Below are 17,099 nucleotides of genomic sequence, written 5' to 3' on the forward strand. Positions count from 1 at the left end.
GATAGTCTTTTTTATTACCCTTTTTATCAAATTTGGAGGTGTAAAAGTGGAAAATAAAATATGTGAAGAAAGGCATAAAAGAATTGATGAAAAAATATCAGTACATGAAAGAAGAATAAATAATCATTCTGAAAGACTAGATATAATAGAGAGAGTAAATAGCAGATTAGAAGAAAGGTTAGATGGATTAATCAAGCAGTTAGCATCATTAAATTCCACAATGAAATGGTTCATGGGATTACTTTTAGGAGGAATAGTATCCTTCTTTTTTTATGCAGTTCAACAAGGATTATTTAAATAGAAAGGAAGTGAAATTCATGGTAAAAGTACACATAGATTTTGGCCATGGGGGAAAGGATCCAGGTGCAGTGGGAGATGGGTTAAAAGAAAAGGATATTACATTGGCTGTAGGATTAAAAATAGGAGAAATACTAAAAAGGCACAATGTAGAAGTATCATATTCTAGAACAACAGATACATTTATAGAACTATCTGATAGAGCTAAAATGGCTAATCAAGCTAAGGCAGATATATTTGTATCAATACATGTCAACTCTGCTACTAATACATCAGCTAGAGGTGTAGAAACTTTCAGCCATACAGGAAGTTCAAAAGGAGCTATTCTAGCTAAAGATATACAAGATAGTATTATCCAGGATAAAATATTCACTGTTAATAGAGGAATTAAAACAGCAAATTTTGCAGTACTAAGATTAACTAAAATGCCATCTGCATTAGCAGAATTAGGTTTTATTTCAAATTCCGAAGATGCAAAAATATTGAGAAATAAACAATCAGAAATAGCTGAATCAGTAGCTAAAGGAATTCTCAAAAATCTAGGAATTAGATATATTGATAATAATACCATTAATGGACTACCGATAATATCCAAAACGAAGGCTACAGTAGAACAAATGCAAGAATGGGCAAAAAGAAAAGGTGCAAATCAGTTATTTATTGATTTAGCACCTTTATTTTATGACATTTCATTAAAGGCTGGAGTTAATCCTTTAGTCACATATTGCCAAAGTGCTAAAGAAACGGGATATATGAAATTTGGTGGTGTATTAAATGCTAGTTTCAATAATCCATGCGGAATGAAAGTATCTTCTGGAGGTGGAGATAAGGATCCTAATGCACATAAAAGGTTTACTAGCTGGAAGGAAGGAATCCAAGCTCAAGTAGACCACTTGGCATTGTATGCAGGAGCTTCAGGATATCCAAAAACAGGCACACCAGATCCAAGACACTTTTCATTCATTAAAGGCACAGCTCCTACAGTTGAAAGTCTAGGGGGGAAGTGGGCACCTAGCACTAGTTATGGAACCGAAATAGTTAAAATGATAAAGGAAGTTGAGGAAACAGTAGCTCCCATTAAACCAGTAGAACCGTTTTCTAAAGACATCAAGATAAATCTACCAGGGAGAATAATTGCGGTCAAAGGAAAGTTCAAGGATAACACTAATTATATCAATGTAAAAGGAGAGGACATTCCAATAAGAGACATGTTCGAGGCCATGGGGTTAACAGTCACCTGGGAAAATAATATGGTGGTGATTAAATGATGGACAACCTAACTGAAAAGGATTTACAGGAACTACTTAAATTAAAAAAGAAACAAAAAAAGAAAAATAGATTTTCCAAGTTTATAGTGACATTGGTAATTTTATTAAATGTTATTTTTACATCCGCAGTTCTCTATATATTTCTACAGGTAGGAAATGAACCACAGATCCTTATAGGTGCCTGGTTTGCTTTTACCACTGGAGAATTATGGATGTTATCTAGCATTAAAAAGAAGAAAGTAAAGGAGAATGAAAATGAATATTGATATAATTGTAAAAGTAATAATACCTATTTTAGGAGCTATCTTAACTTATCTGATAGTTCCTTTTATTAAGTCCAAAACTACTGAAAAACAAAGGGACAATGCTAAGTTTTGGGTTCAAGTAGCTGTTGAGGCTGCTGAACAGATTTACAGAGAAAAGGGGCAAGGTAAACTAAAGAAAGAATATGTAGTGGATTTCCTTACAAGCAAATGTATAGATATAACTATGGAAGAATCAGATGTATTGATTGAGGCAGCAGTAAAAGAATTAAACATGATAAAAGATAAGGCTCTAGAGTAAAATCTAGGGTCTTTTTTTATTTTTGAGGAATATTAATGGTAATATGAGTATAGTAAAATTAATAAAATATGTTTAATATCGAAAAATGTCGAAAAATAAATAAAGGATTTTACCTTCATGTGTCGAACTAAATAATTAGTAGAAATATGAGGGGGATTATCATGCTAAGGAATATAAAAGAAACAAGAATATTAAAGGCCATAGTACATATTTTAGACAATGAAGAAGATATAAAGATATTTAATGACTTTGAGTTAGAGATGGGGGAAAAAATAAATACATTATTAACTACACACATTATTAAGTCAATAAATGAGGATCTTAGAAGGTTAGCAAAGTTTGAGTCGGAAAAAAACATAGTCAAAGAAGCTTGTCAAGAAATAATTGCTGATGATCATAAATTTATTAACAATTCAAAAATAATAGCCAGCTATCTATATGATTCAATGAAATCTAGACCAAATATATCACCAGCAAATTTTGTAATATGTTTGTGTATAACTGAAGGAACTAAGTTTATTAGTTTGCTAAAAATGGACTTTAACGAAAATTTCCAAACCAAGGTAGAAGATATTGAAGGAAAGATAAAAATATCAATTATAAGCACAGGAATGGGCATTCCAAGCAAAAATCAAAAAATACAAAAATGTGCATTTATAAAAAGCTATGATGAAACTAGCGAATACGATATAATCTTATTAGATAAACAAGCCATAAAAAGCAAGAAAGATAATTTAGTTTCAGATTTTTTTGCAATAAGTTTTTTGCATTGTAAATTAGCTCGTACAGATTCAGATAATACTAGAGATTTTAAAACTATTACACAAAAATTCATATATAGCAATTTTTCTGACAATCCACAAAAAACGAGTGAATTGCAGCAATTATTAGTAAGTACTTTGCAAACAGGTGAAAGTGTCAATGTTGTATCTTTTGCTGAGCAGGCTTTTGGAAATGATGCTAGATTATTAGAAGATTATAAAAACATAATTTCAAGTAAAATAGGGGATCATACCTTTGATATAGATGAAGAAACGGTAAATAAGACTACTAGAAATAGGACATATACCACAGATACAAGATTTAAAATTACTTCTAAAGTGGAAGCCACTGAGGAAGATGACAAATTTGAGATTAAGCAACATGAAGAGGATCCAAATGTAGTTGACATCATAATAAAAAATGTTAAGAAACTAAAGATAGATGTTTTATAATTGAAACAAATTTATTCAAAGGGAGTGAGAAAAAATGAATGTGTATTTTTCAAAATTGAATTCTTTTTTTAGTTCATTGAATTGGGATAGCATAATAAATATCGAAAAAGATAATTATATTAAATTTGAAAAAGAATTTAAAAGTAATGAAATACGTCATTTACTTGATTTTGACTTTAATGATATATACATTCACTTTGGAAACTCTCTTACTATTAGGTTTTGGCCTAGCAGAGATCCCGCTGATAGTGTGTATATTGATAAAACTTGTAATTCATTGCATAGAAATGATTTAGAAGACAAGATAGATATATATGATGATATCAATATAGAAGTAAATATAAACAAAACAGCACTATTAGATTTAATTTTTTCCGGAACCGATATTACATCTCGTTTTAATTGCATGTTATATAGTGATGAAGAAACATTTATTGAAATAGTAAATAAATCTACATTAGATTCTATAGAAAGAAACTTACTTGCAAGAGATAAAAAAACTATAATTTTAATTTTGAACGATTCGATTTTTATCGAAAATGAATTTATGCTTGTATGGGGAGGAGACTCTTTACTAGAGTTACATGATTATATTAAACAGAATTATACTCATAACATTGATATCGGAAAAATTGATAGAACTATTAGAATCAGAAATGAAAATTGTCATTGGATAGATGCAACTTCATGGCTAATTCCACAGCATATAACTTTTGATTTTTCAAATACCCAATTTGTTTTTTCTCCGGAATTAAAAAATGTTTTTTTAGAAAAATCAATGGATATTATATTGTCATTTATATCTAATTATTCGAATTTTAATGAAGGGAAAAAGTTTAATGTTATTAATGGTCAAAAGAAGATTACTATTGAATATGATAGTACTGCAACTTATTCAAATGAAGACATCGTATCACTATTTAATTTATATCAATGGGCATATAAGGAAGAAACTTTAGACAGATTAACAATATTAAGAAATATTATTACTATATTTCTATGTGAACAATGCAATACAACTAATTATAAAGCATTATTAATTAATATACATGAGATAGCTGAATCGGTTTACTCAAATTTTGAAATATATTTGAAGGAGAATGTAGAATATTATTTTCACGAAAGAAACAAAATGAAGGAAATGATTAGCAATAAGTCTAATGAGCTAATAAAAGAAGTTAATTTAATTATTCAAACTATGAACACTAATTTATTGAGTACAGCTGGTATTATATTAGCAGCTGCGGTATCGTATTCTAGCAATAAGAGCATAAACATTATAAAATTATCAATCATTATATATATTATATATATTTCTGTTATGGGGACTATTAACTTGTTCTTCTATCGAAGAAGATATAAGGTGATAAAAAAAGACTATGATGAACATATTGAAATGTATAGTAAAATACTTATACCTAGGGATATTCCTAAGTATTCTGGAGGAACAATGGAGGAAAGTGTAAAAAGTTTTTGGATATATTGGGGAGTATATGCGGTTTCAATAATAGTTCTTAGTTTTATAGGAATTTATATCTTATGTAATATTGATAAGGTAAAAGAAGCAATTAAAACGCTGTGACTAGGAGTTTAATCCTGGTCTTTTTTATTTCTCCCAAAAAGAAGGATTCTTTAAATAAATATAGAACTATATAAGTAAAATTCAATGTAAGGGGTGATAAATAATGGTAGAGAGCCTATTATTTATAGCTAGGGATTTATTATGTTCTTTAGACCTTATGGAATTTACAGAAGATGAAAGAGACTATATAATTGGTGTAGTGAAAAGGATTATAGTTGTAACAATAATAGAATTGGGCAAGGATGTAATGATATAGAGTTGAGGATATTATTCTTTGACGTCAAAAAATTAAAAAACCTATAGGAAAACCTATAGGTTAATCTTTTTTAGTCCAAAGATTTATTATTTCGATTTCATCTTTGTACTGTCGATGGTCGGGGTGAGAGGATTTGAACCCCCGGCCCCATGGTCCCAAACCACGTGCGCTACCAAACTGCGCTACACCCCGTCGCTCACTCAACTATTACATTATACGATGGAATGGATAAAAATGCAATAGTGTAAAATGAGCTATATTTGTTAAAAAACAGTTATAATGTGTATATATACAATAAAAACACACAATATCAAAATAAATCTCGGGTTATCTTTGAATATCTAGATGTTTTATATAAAGTGCAGATATTAATTTAATATTTAAGTTTAGAAATACTTTTATACATTTCTTCTGATAGCTCTAATAAAAATTCACATGAATTTTCTATTTCTAACATAGATGCCATTTGTTCTTCTACAGCTGCCGAGGTTTCTTCTGTGCCAGCAGCATTTTCCTCTGATATTGCAGATAAATTTGAAATAATTGTTATTATTTCTTCTTTTTTTATTTGCATTTGTGCTGCGGAGTTATTGACATTATCTATTGATACTTTCATATTTTCTATGGCTGATGCAATACCCCCAAATTTTTTATTAGCTATTTCTACATTTGTTACTTGTGATTCTGTACATTCTTCAACTTTTTTAATATTATCTACAGCATATTCTGTTTTTGTAGTTAATTCTTTTATTATAGTGACTATTTCTTTTGTAAATTCATTAGAGCTTTCAGCTAATTTTCGTACTTCTTCTGCCACAACAGCAAAACCCCTTCCTGCGTCTCCTGCTCTGGCTGCTTCTATTGCTGCATTTAATGCTAATAGATTAGTTTGTTCTGCAATACTTTGAATCATATGACTGGCAGTTTCTATTTTTTCTGCACTTTTATTTGTATTTATAATTATTTCATTTATTTCTTTTACAGAATCTTGATTCATCTTAGTACTGGTAACTAATTTCTTTATGGCTTCAATTCCTTCATCTTTTAGAGAGTTAGCTTTTTTAGTAGATGTATTTAATTTCTCAATAAATTCTTGATTTTTTTCTACTAAGTCTCCTAGAACATTAATGCTTATTGCACCTTGTTCTGTATCATTAGCTTGCTCATTGGCTCCTTTTGCTATTTCCTGAATTGTATTTGCTATTTCTTCTGATGCTATTGTAGATTCTTTACTGGCAGATGTTAATTTTTCTGATGCAGATTTTAGCATTTTTGCCGAGTTCCCTATATTTTCTGTTGTATTTCTAATAAAAATTTGAAGACTTTTTATGGCATTAGCAATTTCTCCGAATTCATCCTTTTGTTTAAGATAATCATCTGGAATATGGACAGTAAAGTCCCCCGAGGTCATAATATTTAAATGCTCCTTTGTAATATAAAGGCTTTTTGCTATACCTTTAGAAATAGAAAGCAAAATAAATCCTAATACAACAAATAATAAGAGGCCTATTAATGTAATATTATAAATATTTCTATTAATAGCTTTAAAAGTTTCATCCATAGAAAATGCAACTTTTAAAGAGCCTATATACTTATCATCTAGATTAACAGGGACTAATACTTCATAGACTTTATTACCTTTATTATCATATAGAGCAGAATATTTTTCTTGATTCGTAATAGCTGCAACTATATTATTATCTGTTTCCTTTGTAGTTATCATATCCTTATTGCTATGGGCTACAATAGTAGAGTTTGAATCAATAAATTCTGCATATATTACATTATCTCTATGAGATAAATTTTCAACAAGATTTTGATATTCATATTTTGTTGTTAATTCCTGGATCTTATTAGCAAGAATGGCAACTTGAACAAACTCCCCATTCTTTGCCTTAACTGCTCCAAACTTAAAATAATCTCCATTTTCCGAAGCATTATCTTGTCTTATAGCTTCCATAACTTCAGTATCATTACTTTTCATAAATTTAGTTAAAGGATGTTCCTCTGGGACTATCCAACCTATATCTCCTCGAACTGTAGAATATATTATTTCCATATTATTATCATACCAGTAGATGGCATCTATAGTTGAGTTTTCTACAATACTATCTAAAAGTTCATTACTTAAATTACCCTGATTTTTAATAGTAGTGTTTGCTGCAGCTCTCATATTTTCTTCTAAGATTTGATTAATAGTTAGAATTGCATTTGAATTATCATTTATTCTGTTTATTACTTGATCTACTAATTCAAAACCGCTCTGTTTCTTTGCATTCAATAAGCTTTGTTTAAATAAGTAAGAACTAGCTAGGGCTATACTTAAAACTGTAATAAATACTAAGACTAATGGTACTACAATTAATTTGAATTTGATGGTTCCAGTTTTTTTGTTTTTTAAGTTATTCATCTTTTCATCTCCTATTTTTATTAGTGTAAACCCATATATAATTAATAGATTTATACTCTGTATAATAAATGCTGTTCAATACCTTTAAATAAAAATAATGCCCCTTTCTTTTTATATATAGGAGCAATTTTAACATTGATTTTATATTCTAAATATAATTATGCAAATAGCATGCCATGGTTTCTGCTTTTTCTCATAGACCTATATTAGCCCCTTAGTGGCATTATGAATGTTTTTATTTAAAGATATAATAAAAAATATGTATGAAATAATTTCATAGTATGAATTTATTTCATACATATAAATTTTTATATAGCTAGTTATAGAAGATTTATTTTTATAAGATAATGAATTCTTTCATTATTATTTATTACCTTATATTATTTATAATTAAATAAGTTAATTGAACAATAGTTTAAGATAGCTTATAATTATTATTAAGATTGGAGGAATATTATATGTGGGAGTTAATAGAAGAACTACAAATAGAACTTATGGTAATATTCTTTTCAATGATGCCTATAGTAGAGCTTAGAGGTGCTATACCTTTAGGTATATCTTTAGGTCTTAGTCCATTACATAGTACAATCTTAAGCATAATAGGGAATATAGCCATAGTACCATTTTTATTAAAATTACTTCAACCTATTATGAAATACTTTGAAAAGACTATAGTTTTTTCAAATACAATAGGCTGGGTAAAAAGAAGAGCCATGAAAAAGGCTAGTATTATAAAAAGATATAGTTTAATAGGATTATTTATATTTGTAGCTATACCAGTTCCAACTACAGGTGTGTGGACAGGTTCTATTATAGCATCTATATTAAAACTGGATTTCAAAAAAACTTTACTATCAATATCTCTAGGTATAATAACAGCAGGTATTATTGTGGCCACCATATCCTATGGGGTATTTTCATTATTTTAAATCCTATCATCATTGACTAGTATTTTATGCTATGATAAAATGTTTCTTAGATAAAAACTAAATATAGTTCCTTATCAAGAGTGATGGAGGGTATGGGCCCTATGAAATCCAGCAACCAGTATTATACAAGGTGCTAAATCCCACAGAACCAGGTTCTGAGAGATGAGGTAAAGCGAATGCTCAAACCTTTTCCTAAAAAGGTTTTTTTTATGACCTAACTTAGCGAGTTTTAAAATTTAAAAAATGGGAGGCAAATGAATGAAAAAATGGTTATTTACTTCTGAATCAGTAACAGAAGGACATCCAGATAAGGTATGCGACCAGATATCTGATGCTATATTAGATGAAATACTTAAAAAGGATCCAGATGCAAGGGTTGCTTGTGAAACCACAGTAACAACTGGAATGGTACTTGTAGTAGGTGAAATTACTACAAAATGTTATGTTGATATACCTAAAGTAACGAGGGAAACAATAGAACAAATAGGATATACAAGGGCAAAGTATGGTTTTGATGGTGATACTTGTGCTGTTCTTACTTCTATAAATGAACAATCAAGTGATATTGCCATGGGAGTAGATAAGGCATTAGAGCAAAAAACTGACTCTAATGATGCACTGGATTTAATAGGTGCTGGGGATCAAGGTATGATGTTTGGTTATGCATGCAATGAAACTAAGGAGCTAATGCCATTACCTATATCTTTGGCTCATAAATTAGCTAAAAGGTTAGCAGATATAAGAAAAAATGGCACATTGGAATATCTAAGACCAGATGGTAAAACTCAAGTAACAGTAGAATACAATGACGATAAGCCCATAAGGATAGAAAATGTAGTAGTATCTACTCAGCATAGCCCAGATGTAGCTTTAGAAACCATAAGAGAAGATATAATAAAACATGTAATAATGGAAATAATACCTAATGAATTATTAGATGAAAACACTAAATACTATGTAAATCCTACAGGCAGATTTGTAATAGGGGGACCTATGGGAGATGCAGGATTAACTGGAAGAAAAATAATAGTAGATACCTATGGTGGCTACGCAAGACATGGGGGAGGAGCATTTTCAGGCAAAGATCCAACTAAAGTAGATAGATCAGCTGCTTATGCTGCAAGATATGTGGCTAAAAACATAGTAGCAGCAGGATTAGCAGATAAATGTGAAGTAGGACTAGCATATGCCATAGGAGTAGCAAGACCATTATCTATTTATGTGGATACATTTGGAACAGGAAAGAAATCTGACGAAGAAATCCAAGAACTGGTGAAAAAACATTTTGATCTAAGACCAGCAGCTATTATTAAGAATTTAGATTTAAAAAGACCAATCTATAGACAATTAGCATCCTATGGACATTTTGGTAGAGAAGAGTTAAACTTACCATGGGAAAAAACAGACAAGGTGGAATTATTGAGGGGATAATCCTCTCAATAATTCTCCAATGCACAATTAACAGTTAACAATTATAAGTATGGCTATGGAAATTTGTATAAAGGATTATATAGCTGGATCAGAACAATTGTTAATTGAACAAACAGGAGTGAATAAAATGTTGGTGCTAGAAGGGGTTATTGAGGAAATAAGATTTAGAAATGAATCTAATGGCTATACAGTTGCAAAACTTAATACATCTGATGGAGATATTACCATAGTAGGCAACACTCCCTTTATAAGTTTAGAAGAAACCGTAAAGGTTGAGGGAGAATGGATTTATCACCCAACCTATGGAGAGCAACTAGCTTTTACAAGTATTTCTACAGTAGTACCTTCCACCTTAAAAGGAATAGAAAACTATTTATCCTCTGGTTTAATTCCTCATATTGGACCTAAGACAGCTAAAAAAATAGTTGAAAGATTTGGATTAGATTCACTTGAAATCATACAATATAATCCGGAAAGATTAAAGGAAATATCTGGCATAGGTGAGAAAAAGCTTGAAAAAATAATAGAAGCCTATGGAGAACAAAGAGAGTTAAGGGATATTATGGTGTTTTTACAGGGGTATGGTATTACAGTGAATTATGGTATAAAAATATTTAAAAAATATGGAAAAGACACTATAAATATAATTAGTGAGAATCCTTATAGATTATCGGAAGATATTTATGGAATAGGATTTAAAACTGCTGATAAAATAGCATCAAAAATGGGTATAAATAAAGAGTCAATTTATAGAGTAGAAGCGGGGATTAAATATATAATAATGGAGTTTGCAGGTAATGGACATTGTTATGTACCAAAGGAAGAGTTGATATCTAATGTATCTAAATTATTAGAAGTAGAAGAAAGCTCAATAGAAGAAGGAATAAGAAATCTAGGGCTTAGGGGAAATATTCATTTAATTACAGATAATGAAGACATACTTATATACTATACTCCATTTCATATGGCAGAAAACAATGTTAGTAGAAAACTCGTAGAATTATCTCAAGTTAAATTGGAAGAATTAGACATAGATATAGAGAATGAAATAAAGAAAATAGAGAAAGAAGAAAATATTAATTTTGCCAAGAAACAAGTTCTTGCTATAAAAGAGTCCTTAGAAAATGGTTTAGTGGTCATTACAGGAGGACCAGGTACAGGAAAGACTACGACCATAAATGCCATTATAAAAATCTGTGAAGATTTAAATCTATCAGTAATTCTTGCGGCACCAACGGGGAGGGCAGCTAAGAGAATGACGGAAACCACAGGAAGAGAAGCAAAAACCATACATAGACTACTTGAATATTCTTTTATGGAAGAAGAATCTATGGCATTTGGAAGAGATGAAGATAGCCCTATAGATGCAGATTTAATAATTATAGATGAATCCTCTATGATAGATATACTGCTTATGAATTCACTACTCAAGGCTATAAACCCAGGAACTCGTGTAATCTTAGTAGGAGATATAGATCAATTGCCATCAGTAGGTGCAGGAAATGTATTAAAGGATATTATTGAATCGGGAGTAATTAAAATTGTAAGATTGGATCAAATATTTAGACAATCAGAAGAAAGTATGATAATAGTAAATGCCCATAGGATAAATAAAGGGGAAGAACCCATTTTAAACAAAAGGGATAAGGATTTTTTTTTCTTAACAAGAGGAAGCAGCAATAGAATATTAGAGACTATATTGGAACTTTGTTTTGAAAGACTTCCTAGCTTTTATGGAGTGGATAGACTGAAGGATATTCAGGTTCTAACTCCTATGAAAAAAGGAGATATAGGTATTAATTCGTTGAATAAACATTTGCAGTCTATTTTAAATCCAAAGGACAGCACTAAAGCAGAAAAAACCATAGGGGATGATATATTTAGAGTTGGAGATAAGGTGATGCAAATAAAAAACAATTATACAACTGAGTGGAAAATAATAAAAGATGGTATAGAAATAACTACTGGCGAAGGAGTTTTTAATGGAGATTTTGGTTTTATAATAGAGATAGATGAAGAAGATAGGATAATGAAGGTTTTATTTGATGATGAAAAGGAAGTGGAGTATGAATTTAATCAATTAGATGAATTAAAGTTAGCCTATGCCACAACAGTACATAAATCTCAAGGTTCTGAATTTCCAATAGTTGTTATGCCAATTAGCTGGGGACCTCCAATGCTTCTAACTCGAAATTTATTATATACAGCCATTACAAGAGCAAAAGACCTGGTTGTATTAGTAGGAGAGGAAAGATATTTGTCTATGATGATAAAAAACAACAGGATAACCAAAAGATATTCAGCATTAGATAAGAAGATTAGAAATTATATGTCCATATTTATGGGGTGATAGAGTTGCTTCAAACCTTAAATAATTTAATTTTTCCAACAAGACATATCTGTCTCTTATGTAAAGAAAAAAGTGAAAATAGAGAGGGATACATATGTAAAGATTGTTATAGAAATTTAGAAATACTAGATAAAGAGATAGATATAGACTCGCCTTATATTAAAAGGGTCTATTATTCCATTTCATATAATAGATTTGTTAGAGAAAAGATTAAGGATTATAAATATAATGGAAAGAACTATCTATATAAACCCTTTAGTGAAATCATGATTAAAACCATTAAAAATAAAAACATGGATAATGATATAGATGGAATTATTTATGTTCCAACTCATAGGAGAAAGGAAGCCCTAAGAGGATATAATCAAGCAGAATTACTAGCAAAATACATATCAAAAAAATTATCTAAACCTTTATTTGGAGATAGTTTAATAAAGATAAAATGGACAAAGGAACAAAGCCATTCAAATAAAATTGATAGAATAATAAATTTGAAAAATTCATTTCAAGTAAAAAATTCAAATATTATAGAAAATAAAAGAATTCTTTTAATAGATGATATTATAACAACAGGTGCAACCATGGAAGAATGCAGTAAGGTGCTTATAAATGCTGGTGCAAAGGAAGTAGTTGGACTTGCTTTGACATCAAGTAAAAATAATTAAAGGATGTGAAATTATGAATATAAGAAATTGTATAAGGTGTGGGAAAATCTATAATTATGATGGTTTTAAAATATGTCCTAGTTGTAGAAGAGATGACGAGAAGGATTTTCAAAAGGTAAAAGAATATTTATATGAATATCCAGGAGCAAATATGGTTGAGGTTGAAGAAGCAACAGGTGTAGAGGCAAGTAAGATAATAAGTTATTTAAGGGAGGGAAGACTTGAAGTAGCAGACGGCAGCAATTTAATACTCCAATGTGAAAAATGTGGAATAAGCATTAAGACTGGAAGGTTCTGTGATAAATGCTCTAATGATTTGCAAAGAGAATTAAATCAAGTAGTAGACTCTGCGAGATCTAAAAAGACAACAATAGATAAAAAGGTAGAGGAAAAATTCAGATTAATAGATAGATATGAAAAAAGAAGATAAAACATTAAAGAAACCCCCTTTTTTACCGATAATAATAATGAATAGGTAAGAGGGGTGTTTTTTATGAGAATAAATAAGCTGGATAATATTTTCCAAGTGTATAACAAAAATTCAGGGATTAAAAAGGTTAAATCAGATAATAGAGGAAAAGATACAGATGAGCTCAAGATATCTGAGAAGGCAATAGAATTTCAATATGCATTACAAAAGCTTAAGGATGTAGAAGATATACGTATGGATAAGGTTGAATATATAAAGGAGCAAGTTCAATCAGGGTCTTATCATGTAGATGGAAAGAAAATAGCTGAAAAGATATTGGAAACAGTTAATTTTGACAAAAAAATTTAGCGGTCGGTGATAGAAATGACTTTTGCAGAAGAATTGATGCTAATTTTAGAAAAAGAAATGAATATTTTAGTAGAGTTAAAGGAACTTTCTTTTAGGAAAACAGATATTATTATAGATAATCTTATAAATGATTTAGAAGAACTTACAAGAAAAGAAGAAATTTTAATAAACAAAATAGGGACATTAGAAGAAGAAAGGGAAAAACTCTTAGATACTTGGGGGTTAGCTGTAAACACCCCCATTTCTAGTATTATAGAAAAATTACCAGAAGACAATGAGGAACTAATAGATATTACAGATAAAATGCATAATATAATGGAAGAACTTTCATTTAGGAATAAATTGAACAATGATATCATAAGAGAAAACTTGGATTGGATTGATTTTAATATGAATTTAATTACCAGTGCTCATATGGAGCCAGGATATGGCAATGAAAGTAAAAAATCCAGTAGAAACAATATATTTGATAGGAAGGTGTAGATATGGGATTTGGAGGTCTATATATTTCAATAACAGGCTTACAGGCATCAAGGATGTCTTTAGATACGGTTTCACATAATATATCTAATGCAAACAATCCAAATTATGTAAGGCAATCGGCAATACATGCAAATAATCCATATACAACTGATGGGAGGTTTCAGAAGGGAACAGGGGTTAATGTCATTGAAGTAAGACAAATAAGAGATGAATTCTTAGATATAAAAGTAAGGAGAGAGATAACTACATTTGGATACCATTATGCTAAATCTCAAATCCTTGAGGATTTGGAAGGTGTATTTAATGAAATAAGCAATAGTAGTTTACAAAAGGTGATGCATGGATTTTGGAAGAATTGGAATGAATTATCTAAGGAGCCAGATAGCTTAACTATAAGAGGACTTGTACATGAATCTTCCGTTGCCTTTACAGATACTGCAAATCATATATCAAGACAGCTTAATGATATAAGACAAAATTTAAATAAGGAAATTCTTGTAAAAGTAGACGAAGTAAATAATATATTAAATGAAATAGGACAGTTAAATAATAATATTAAATTAGTAGAAGGTGAAGGCAGCAGGATAAAGGCAAATGATTTTAGAGATGAGAGAAATGCTTTATTAGATAGGTTGTCAGAACTAATACCAGTTACCTCCTATGAAAATGCTTACGGAGAAACAGTAGTATCTTTACAAGGTAGGGATTTAATAAATGGAAACTATATTAGTACAATAGATATAAAAAACGATGAAAATGGTTTGGGGCATATTTATTGGAAAAATTCCAATGAGAAAATAGAACTAAATGGACAAGGAGAATTGGCAGGGTTCATAGATGTAAGAGATAGTTCCATGGTAACATATATGAATAAATTAGATGAGTTGGTTGGTGAATTTGCTAATGAAGTAAATAAACTTCATGAAAGGGGATTTGATTTAGAGAGAAATAACAATAAAATACCTTTCTTTATAGGTTCAGGTGGGAAGATAACTGCAGCTAATATAAAAGTAAATCCAGAGCTTTCTAATTATAATAAAATAGCTATATCATCTACCAATGGTGCTAAGGGAGATGGAGAGATAGCTAAGGAAATTTGTAAACTTAGAGATAAAAAGCTTTATGGAGATAGAAATGGTGAGAAAGATATGGATATTGAAGGATATTATAGGAATATAATACTTACACTAGGCATAGAAAGAGAAGCTTCACAGTCCATAGCGAAGAATCAAGGATTTCTAATAAAGGCTATAGATGATAAGAGAAAGAGTATATCAAATGTATCCTTAGATGAAGAAATGGCAGATATGATTCGTTTTCAACATTCATATTCAGCAAACTCACGAGTAATAAATGCAATAGATGAGATGATAGAAACAGTAGTGACTAGAGTGGGATTAGTGGGGAGGTAGAGTAAATGTTTTTCGGATTTAATTCAGCAGTAAGAGGACTTCTTGCATCTCAAAGAGCCTTATATACTACAAATCATAATATAGATAATGCAAACACAAAGGGATATTCAAGACAACAAATAGAGCAAAGAGCCACATCTCCATATAAAATGCCAGGTGTAGGTTTCTTAGGAACTGGTACAGAAGTTTATAATGTTGAGAGAGTAAGAGACTCCTTTGTGGATTTTAAATATTGGAATGAAACAGGTTCAATGGGAGAGTGGCAAATAAAGAATAATTCCCTAACAGAAATAGAAAAGTTAATGGGAGAGCCATCTAATAATAGTTTTAGAAAGTATATGGATGATTTTTATAAATCCTTAGATGAAATGAGTAAAAATCCCTCGGATTTGGCCTTTAGAGAACCTGTGCTTCAAAATTCAATGGCTTTGACAAAACATATTAATGAAACAGCACAAAGATTACAAGAGATGAAGAAAGAAACTGAATATGAAATAGAAACAAAAATAAAGAATATAAATAATTTAAGTGATCAAATAGCAAAATTAAACAGACAAATTTATTCAGCGGAAATAGATGGGAAGCCTGCCAATGATTTAAGAGATAAAAGAGAATTGCTAGTGGACGAGTTATCTAAGATTGTAAATGTAAAGGTAAGTGAATCTCCAGATGGGAAGTACAATGTTTCTGTTGGAGGTATATCAATAGTAGACCATTTACATACAAATGAAATGTCTCTTAAAATTACTAATGATAATGGAAAAGACAAATATACAATTCATTGGGAAAATGGTGGAGAAGTAAATATTAAATCAGGAGAATTAAAAGGGCTACTAGATATGGTTCAAGGAGATGGAGAAGGAAATTCTTATAGGGGTATACCTTATTTTCAAAAGCAACTAGACGATTTTGCAAAGGGGTTTGCAGAGAAGTTTAATGAATTGCATAAAGAGGGATATGGAGAAGGAGAAACACGTGCAGCAGGTGATGAAGGAATTAACTTTTTTGTAGGAGCTGGAAATAATTCAAATAATATTACAGCTGCAACATTAACCATAAATAGTGAAATTGTTAAAGATGTTAAAAAAATAGCAGCAGCAGGAAATCCAGGTGGAGCATCAGAAGATAATACCAATTTATTAAGATTAATAAAACAAAGGGAGGATAAGAGTTTCTTTCCAACTGGATTATCCCAAGGAACACCTGATGATTTTATTAAAGCTATGCTTTCATCTATGGCAGTAGATAGCCTTCAGGCTGAAAGGTTCTATAAAACTCAGGAGCTTATGCAAAAAAACATAGAAACAAAACGTAAATCCATATCAGGAGTAGAACTAAATGAAGAAATGGCAGATATGATAAGATTTCAACATGTGTATGTGGCATCATCAAAAATGATATCAACAATGGATATGATAATAGATATTACAGTAAATAGATTGGGAATGGTAGGACGATAG

At 30.2% G+C, this 17,099-nt stretch carries 17 protein-coding genes, 1 tRNA gene and 1 riboswitch; of the genes, 16 read left to right on the forward strand and 2 right to left on the reverse strand.

The window, feature by feature from the left end:
• The first annotated feature begins 46 nt into the window (after positions 1-46).
• The 7 genes from BUB33_RS10045 (at position 47) to BUB33_RS16075 (ending at position 5,181) form a co-directional block, all read left to right on the forward strand.
• Positions 47-301, forward strand: coding sequence for a hemolysin XhlA family protein (locus BUB33_RS10045; protein ID WP_072976210.1), 255 nt, complete (start codon positions 47-49; stop codon positions 299-301).
• A gap of 16 nt (positions 302-317) precedes the next feature.
• Positions 318-1,565, forward strand: coding sequence for an N-acetylmuramoyl-L-alanine amidase (locus BUB33_RS10050; RefSeq protein ID WP_084725372.1), 1,248 nt, complete (start codon positions 318-320; stop codon positions 1,563-1,565).
• A complete protein-coding gene (locus tag BUB33_RS10055; RefSeq protein WP_234950029.1) occupies positions 1,562-1,831 on the forward strand; it encodes a hypothetical protein in 270 nt (89 codons plus the stop codon). The genes BUB33_RS10050 and BUB33_RS10055 overlap by 4 nt, the downstream gene beginning before the upstream one ends.
• The gene (locus BUB33_RS10060) at positions 1,821-2,129 is read left to right on the forward strand and encodes a phage holin, LLH family (protein ID WP_072976093.1); all 309 of its coding nucleotides are present in this window, start codon (positions 1,821-1,823) and stop codon (positions 2,127-2,129) included. The genes BUB33_RS10055 and BUB33_RS10060 overlap by 11 nt, the downstream gene beginning before the upstream one ends.
• A gap of 161 nt (positions 2,130-2,290) precedes the next feature.
• On the forward strand, positions 2,291-3,343 hold the full coding sequence (locus BUB33_RS10065) for a nucleoid-associated protein (RefSeq protein WP_072976095.1): 1,053 nt from the start codon (positions 2,291-2,293) through the stop codon (positions 3,341-3,343).
• A gap of 34 nt (positions 3,344-3,377) precedes the next feature.
• On the forward strand, positions 3,378-4,925 hold the full coding sequence (locus tag BUB33_RS10070; RefSeq protein ID WP_072976097.1) for a hypothetical protein: 1,548 nt from the start codon (positions 3,378-3,380) through the stop codon (positions 4,923-4,925).
• A 103-nt stretch (positions 4,926-5,028) separates the two neighbouring features.
• The gene (locus tag BUB33_RS16075; RefSeq protein ID WP_159429184.1) at positions 5,029-5,181 is read left to right on the forward strand and encodes a hypothetical protein; all 153 of its coding nucleotides are present in this window, start codon (positions 5,029-5,031) and stop codon (positions 5,179-5,181) included.
• 115 nt (positions 5,182-5,296) lie between these two features.
• Here the strand turns inward: BUB33_RS16075 and BUB33_RS10075 are convergent.
• A tRNA-Pro gene (locus BUB33_RS10075) sits at positions 5,297-5,373 on the reverse strand.
• 181 nt (positions 5,374-5,554) lie between these two features.
• Positions 5,555-7,591 carry a methyl-accepting chemotaxis protein gene (locus BUB33_RS10080; RefSeq protein WP_072976099.1) on the reverse strand — a complete coding sequence of 679 codons (2,037 nt, stop codon included), beginning with the start codon at positions 7,589-7,591 and terminating at the stop codon, positions 5,555-5,557.
• A 458-nt stretch (positions 7,592-8,049) separates the two neighbouring features.
• Here BUB33_RS10080 and BUB33_RS10085 point away from each other — a divergent pair, with 458 nt between their 5' ends.
• The 9 genes from BUB33_RS10085 (at position 8,050) to flgK (BUB33_RS10125) (ending at position 17,099) form a co-directional block, all read left to right on the forward strand.
• On the forward strand, positions 8,050-8,520 hold the full coding sequence (locus tag BUB33_RS10085; RefSeq protein WP_072976102.1) for a COG2426 family protein: 471 nt from the start codon (positions 8,050-8,052) through the stop codon (positions 8,518-8,520).
• Between the two features lie 68 nt (positions 8,521-8,588).
• Positions 8,589-8,689, forward strand: a riboswitch (SAM riboswitch).
• Positions 8,690-8,778: 89 nt separating this feature from the next.
• A complete protein-coding gene (gene metK / locus BUB33_RS10090) occupies positions 8,779-9,951 on the forward strand; it encodes a methionine adenosyltransferase (RefSeq protein ID WP_072976104.1) in 1,173 nt (390 codons plus the stop codon).
• Between the two features lie 49 nt (positions 9,952-10,000).
• Complete coding sequence (recD2, locus tag BUB33_RS10095) at positions 10,001-12,301, forward strand: SF1B family DNA helicase RecD2 (protein WP_234950030.1); 2,301 nt, start codon at positions 10,001-10,003, stop codon at positions 12,299-12,301.
• Between the two features lie 5 nt (positions 12,302-12,306).
• Positions 12,307-12,966 (forward strand): ComF family protein, encoded by a 660-nt coding sequence (locus BUB33_RS10100; protein ID WP_072976107.1) that lies wholly within the window; start codon positions 12,307-12,309, stop codon positions 12,964-12,966.
• A 13-nt stretch (positions 12,967-12,979) separates the two neighbouring features.
• Positions 12,980-13,396 carry a TIGR03826 family flagellar region protein gene (locus BUB33_RS10105; RefSeq protein WP_072976108.1) on the forward strand — a complete coding sequence of 139 codons (417 nt, stop codon included), beginning with the start codon at positions 12,980-12,982 and terminating at the stop codon, positions 13,394-13,396.
• A 63-nt stretch (positions 13,397-13,459) separates the two neighbouring features.
• Positions 13,460-13,744 (forward strand): flagellar biosynthesis anti-sigma factor FlgM, encoded by a 285-nt coding sequence (gene flgM, locus BUB33_RS10110; protein ID WP_072976110.1) that lies wholly within the window; start codon positions 13,460-13,462, stop codon positions 13,742-13,744.
• Positions 13,745-13,759: 15 nt separating this feature from the next.
• Positions 13,760-14,227 (forward strand): flagellar protein FlgN, encoded by a 468-nt coding sequence (locus BUB33_RS10115; protein WP_072976112.1) that lies wholly within the window; start codon positions 13,760-13,762, stop codon positions 14,225-14,227.
• A 2-nt stretch (positions 14,228-14,229) separates the two neighbouring features.
• On the forward strand, positions 14,230-15,639 hold the full coding sequence (flgK, locus tag BUB33_RS10120; protein ID WP_072976114.1) for a flagellar hook-associated protein FlgK: 1,410 nt from the start codon (positions 14,230-14,232) through the stop codon (positions 15,637-15,639).
• Between the two features lie 5 nt (positions 15,640-15,644).
• Positions 15,645-17,099, forward strand: a complete 1,455-nt coding sequence (gene flgK, locus BUB33_RS10125; RefSeq protein ID WP_072976116.1) for a flagellar hook-associated protein FlgK — start codon at positions 15,645-15,647, stop codon at positions 17,097-17,099.

Source organism: Tissierella praeacuta DSM 18095 (assembly GCF_900128955.1).
GTDB lineage: Bacteria > Bacillota > Clostridia > Tissierellales > Tissierellaceae > Tissierella > Tissierella praeacuta.

Bases quoted from the DNA above. Each gene is read 5' to 3' on its own strand.
- BUB33_RS10050 (WP_084725372.1), top strand. From the start codon at position 318: ATGGTAAAAGTACACATAGATTTTGGCCATGGGGGAAAGGATCCAGGT.
- BUB33_RS10055 (WP_234950029.1), top strand. From the start codon at position 1,562: ATGATGGACAACCTAACTGAAAAGGATTTACAGGAACTACTTAAATTA.
- BUB33_RS10060 (WP_072976093.1), top strand. From the start codon at position 1,821: ATGAATATTGATATAATTGTAAAAGTAATAATACCTATTTTAGGAGCT.
- BUB33_RS10065 (WP_072976095.1), top strand. From the start codon at position 2,291: ATGCTAAGGAATATAAAAGAAACAAGAATATTAAAGGCCATAGTACAT.
- BUB33_RS10070 (WP_072976097.1), top strand. From the start codon at position 3,378: ATGAATGTGTATTTTTCAAAATTGAATTCTTTTTTTAGTTCATTGAAT.
- BUB33_RS16075 (WP_159429184.1), top strand. From the start codon at position 5,029: ATGGTAGAGAGCCTATTATTTATAGCTAGGGATTTATTATGTTCTTTA.
- BUB33_RS10080 (WP_072976099.1), bottom strand. From the start codon at position 7,591: ATGAATAACTTAAAAAACAAAAAAACTGGAACCATCAAATTCAAATTA.
- BUB33_RS10085 (WP_072976102.1), top strand. From the start codon at position 8,050: ATGTGGGAGTTAATAGAAGAACTACAAATAGAACTTATGGTAATATTC.
- metK (WP_072976104.1), top strand. From the start codon at position 8,779: ATGAAAAAATGGTTATTTACTTCTGAATCAGTAACAGAAGGACATCCA.
- recD2 (WP_234950030.1), top strand. From the start codon at position 10,001: ATGGCTATGGAAATTTGTATAAAGGATTATATAGCTGGATCAGAACAA.
- BUB33_RS10105 (WP_072976108.1), top strand. From the start codon at position 12,980: ATGAATATAAGAAATTGTATAAGGTGTGGGAAAATCTATAATTATGAT.
- flgM (WP_072976110.1), top strand. From the start codon at position 13,460: ATGAGAATAAATAAGCTGGATAATATTTTCCAAGTGTATAACAAAAAT.
- BUB33_RS10115 (WP_072976112.1), top strand. From the start codon at position 13,760: ATGACTTTTGCAGAAGAATTGATGCTAATTTTAGAAAAAGAAATGAAT.
- flgK (WP_072976114.1), top strand. From the start codon at position 14,230: ATGGGATTTGGAGGTCTATATATTTCAATAACAGGCTTACAGGCATCA.
- flgK (WP_072976116.1), top strand. From the start codon at position 15,645: ATGTTTTTCGGATTTAATTCAGCAGTAAGAGGACTTCTTGCATCTCAA.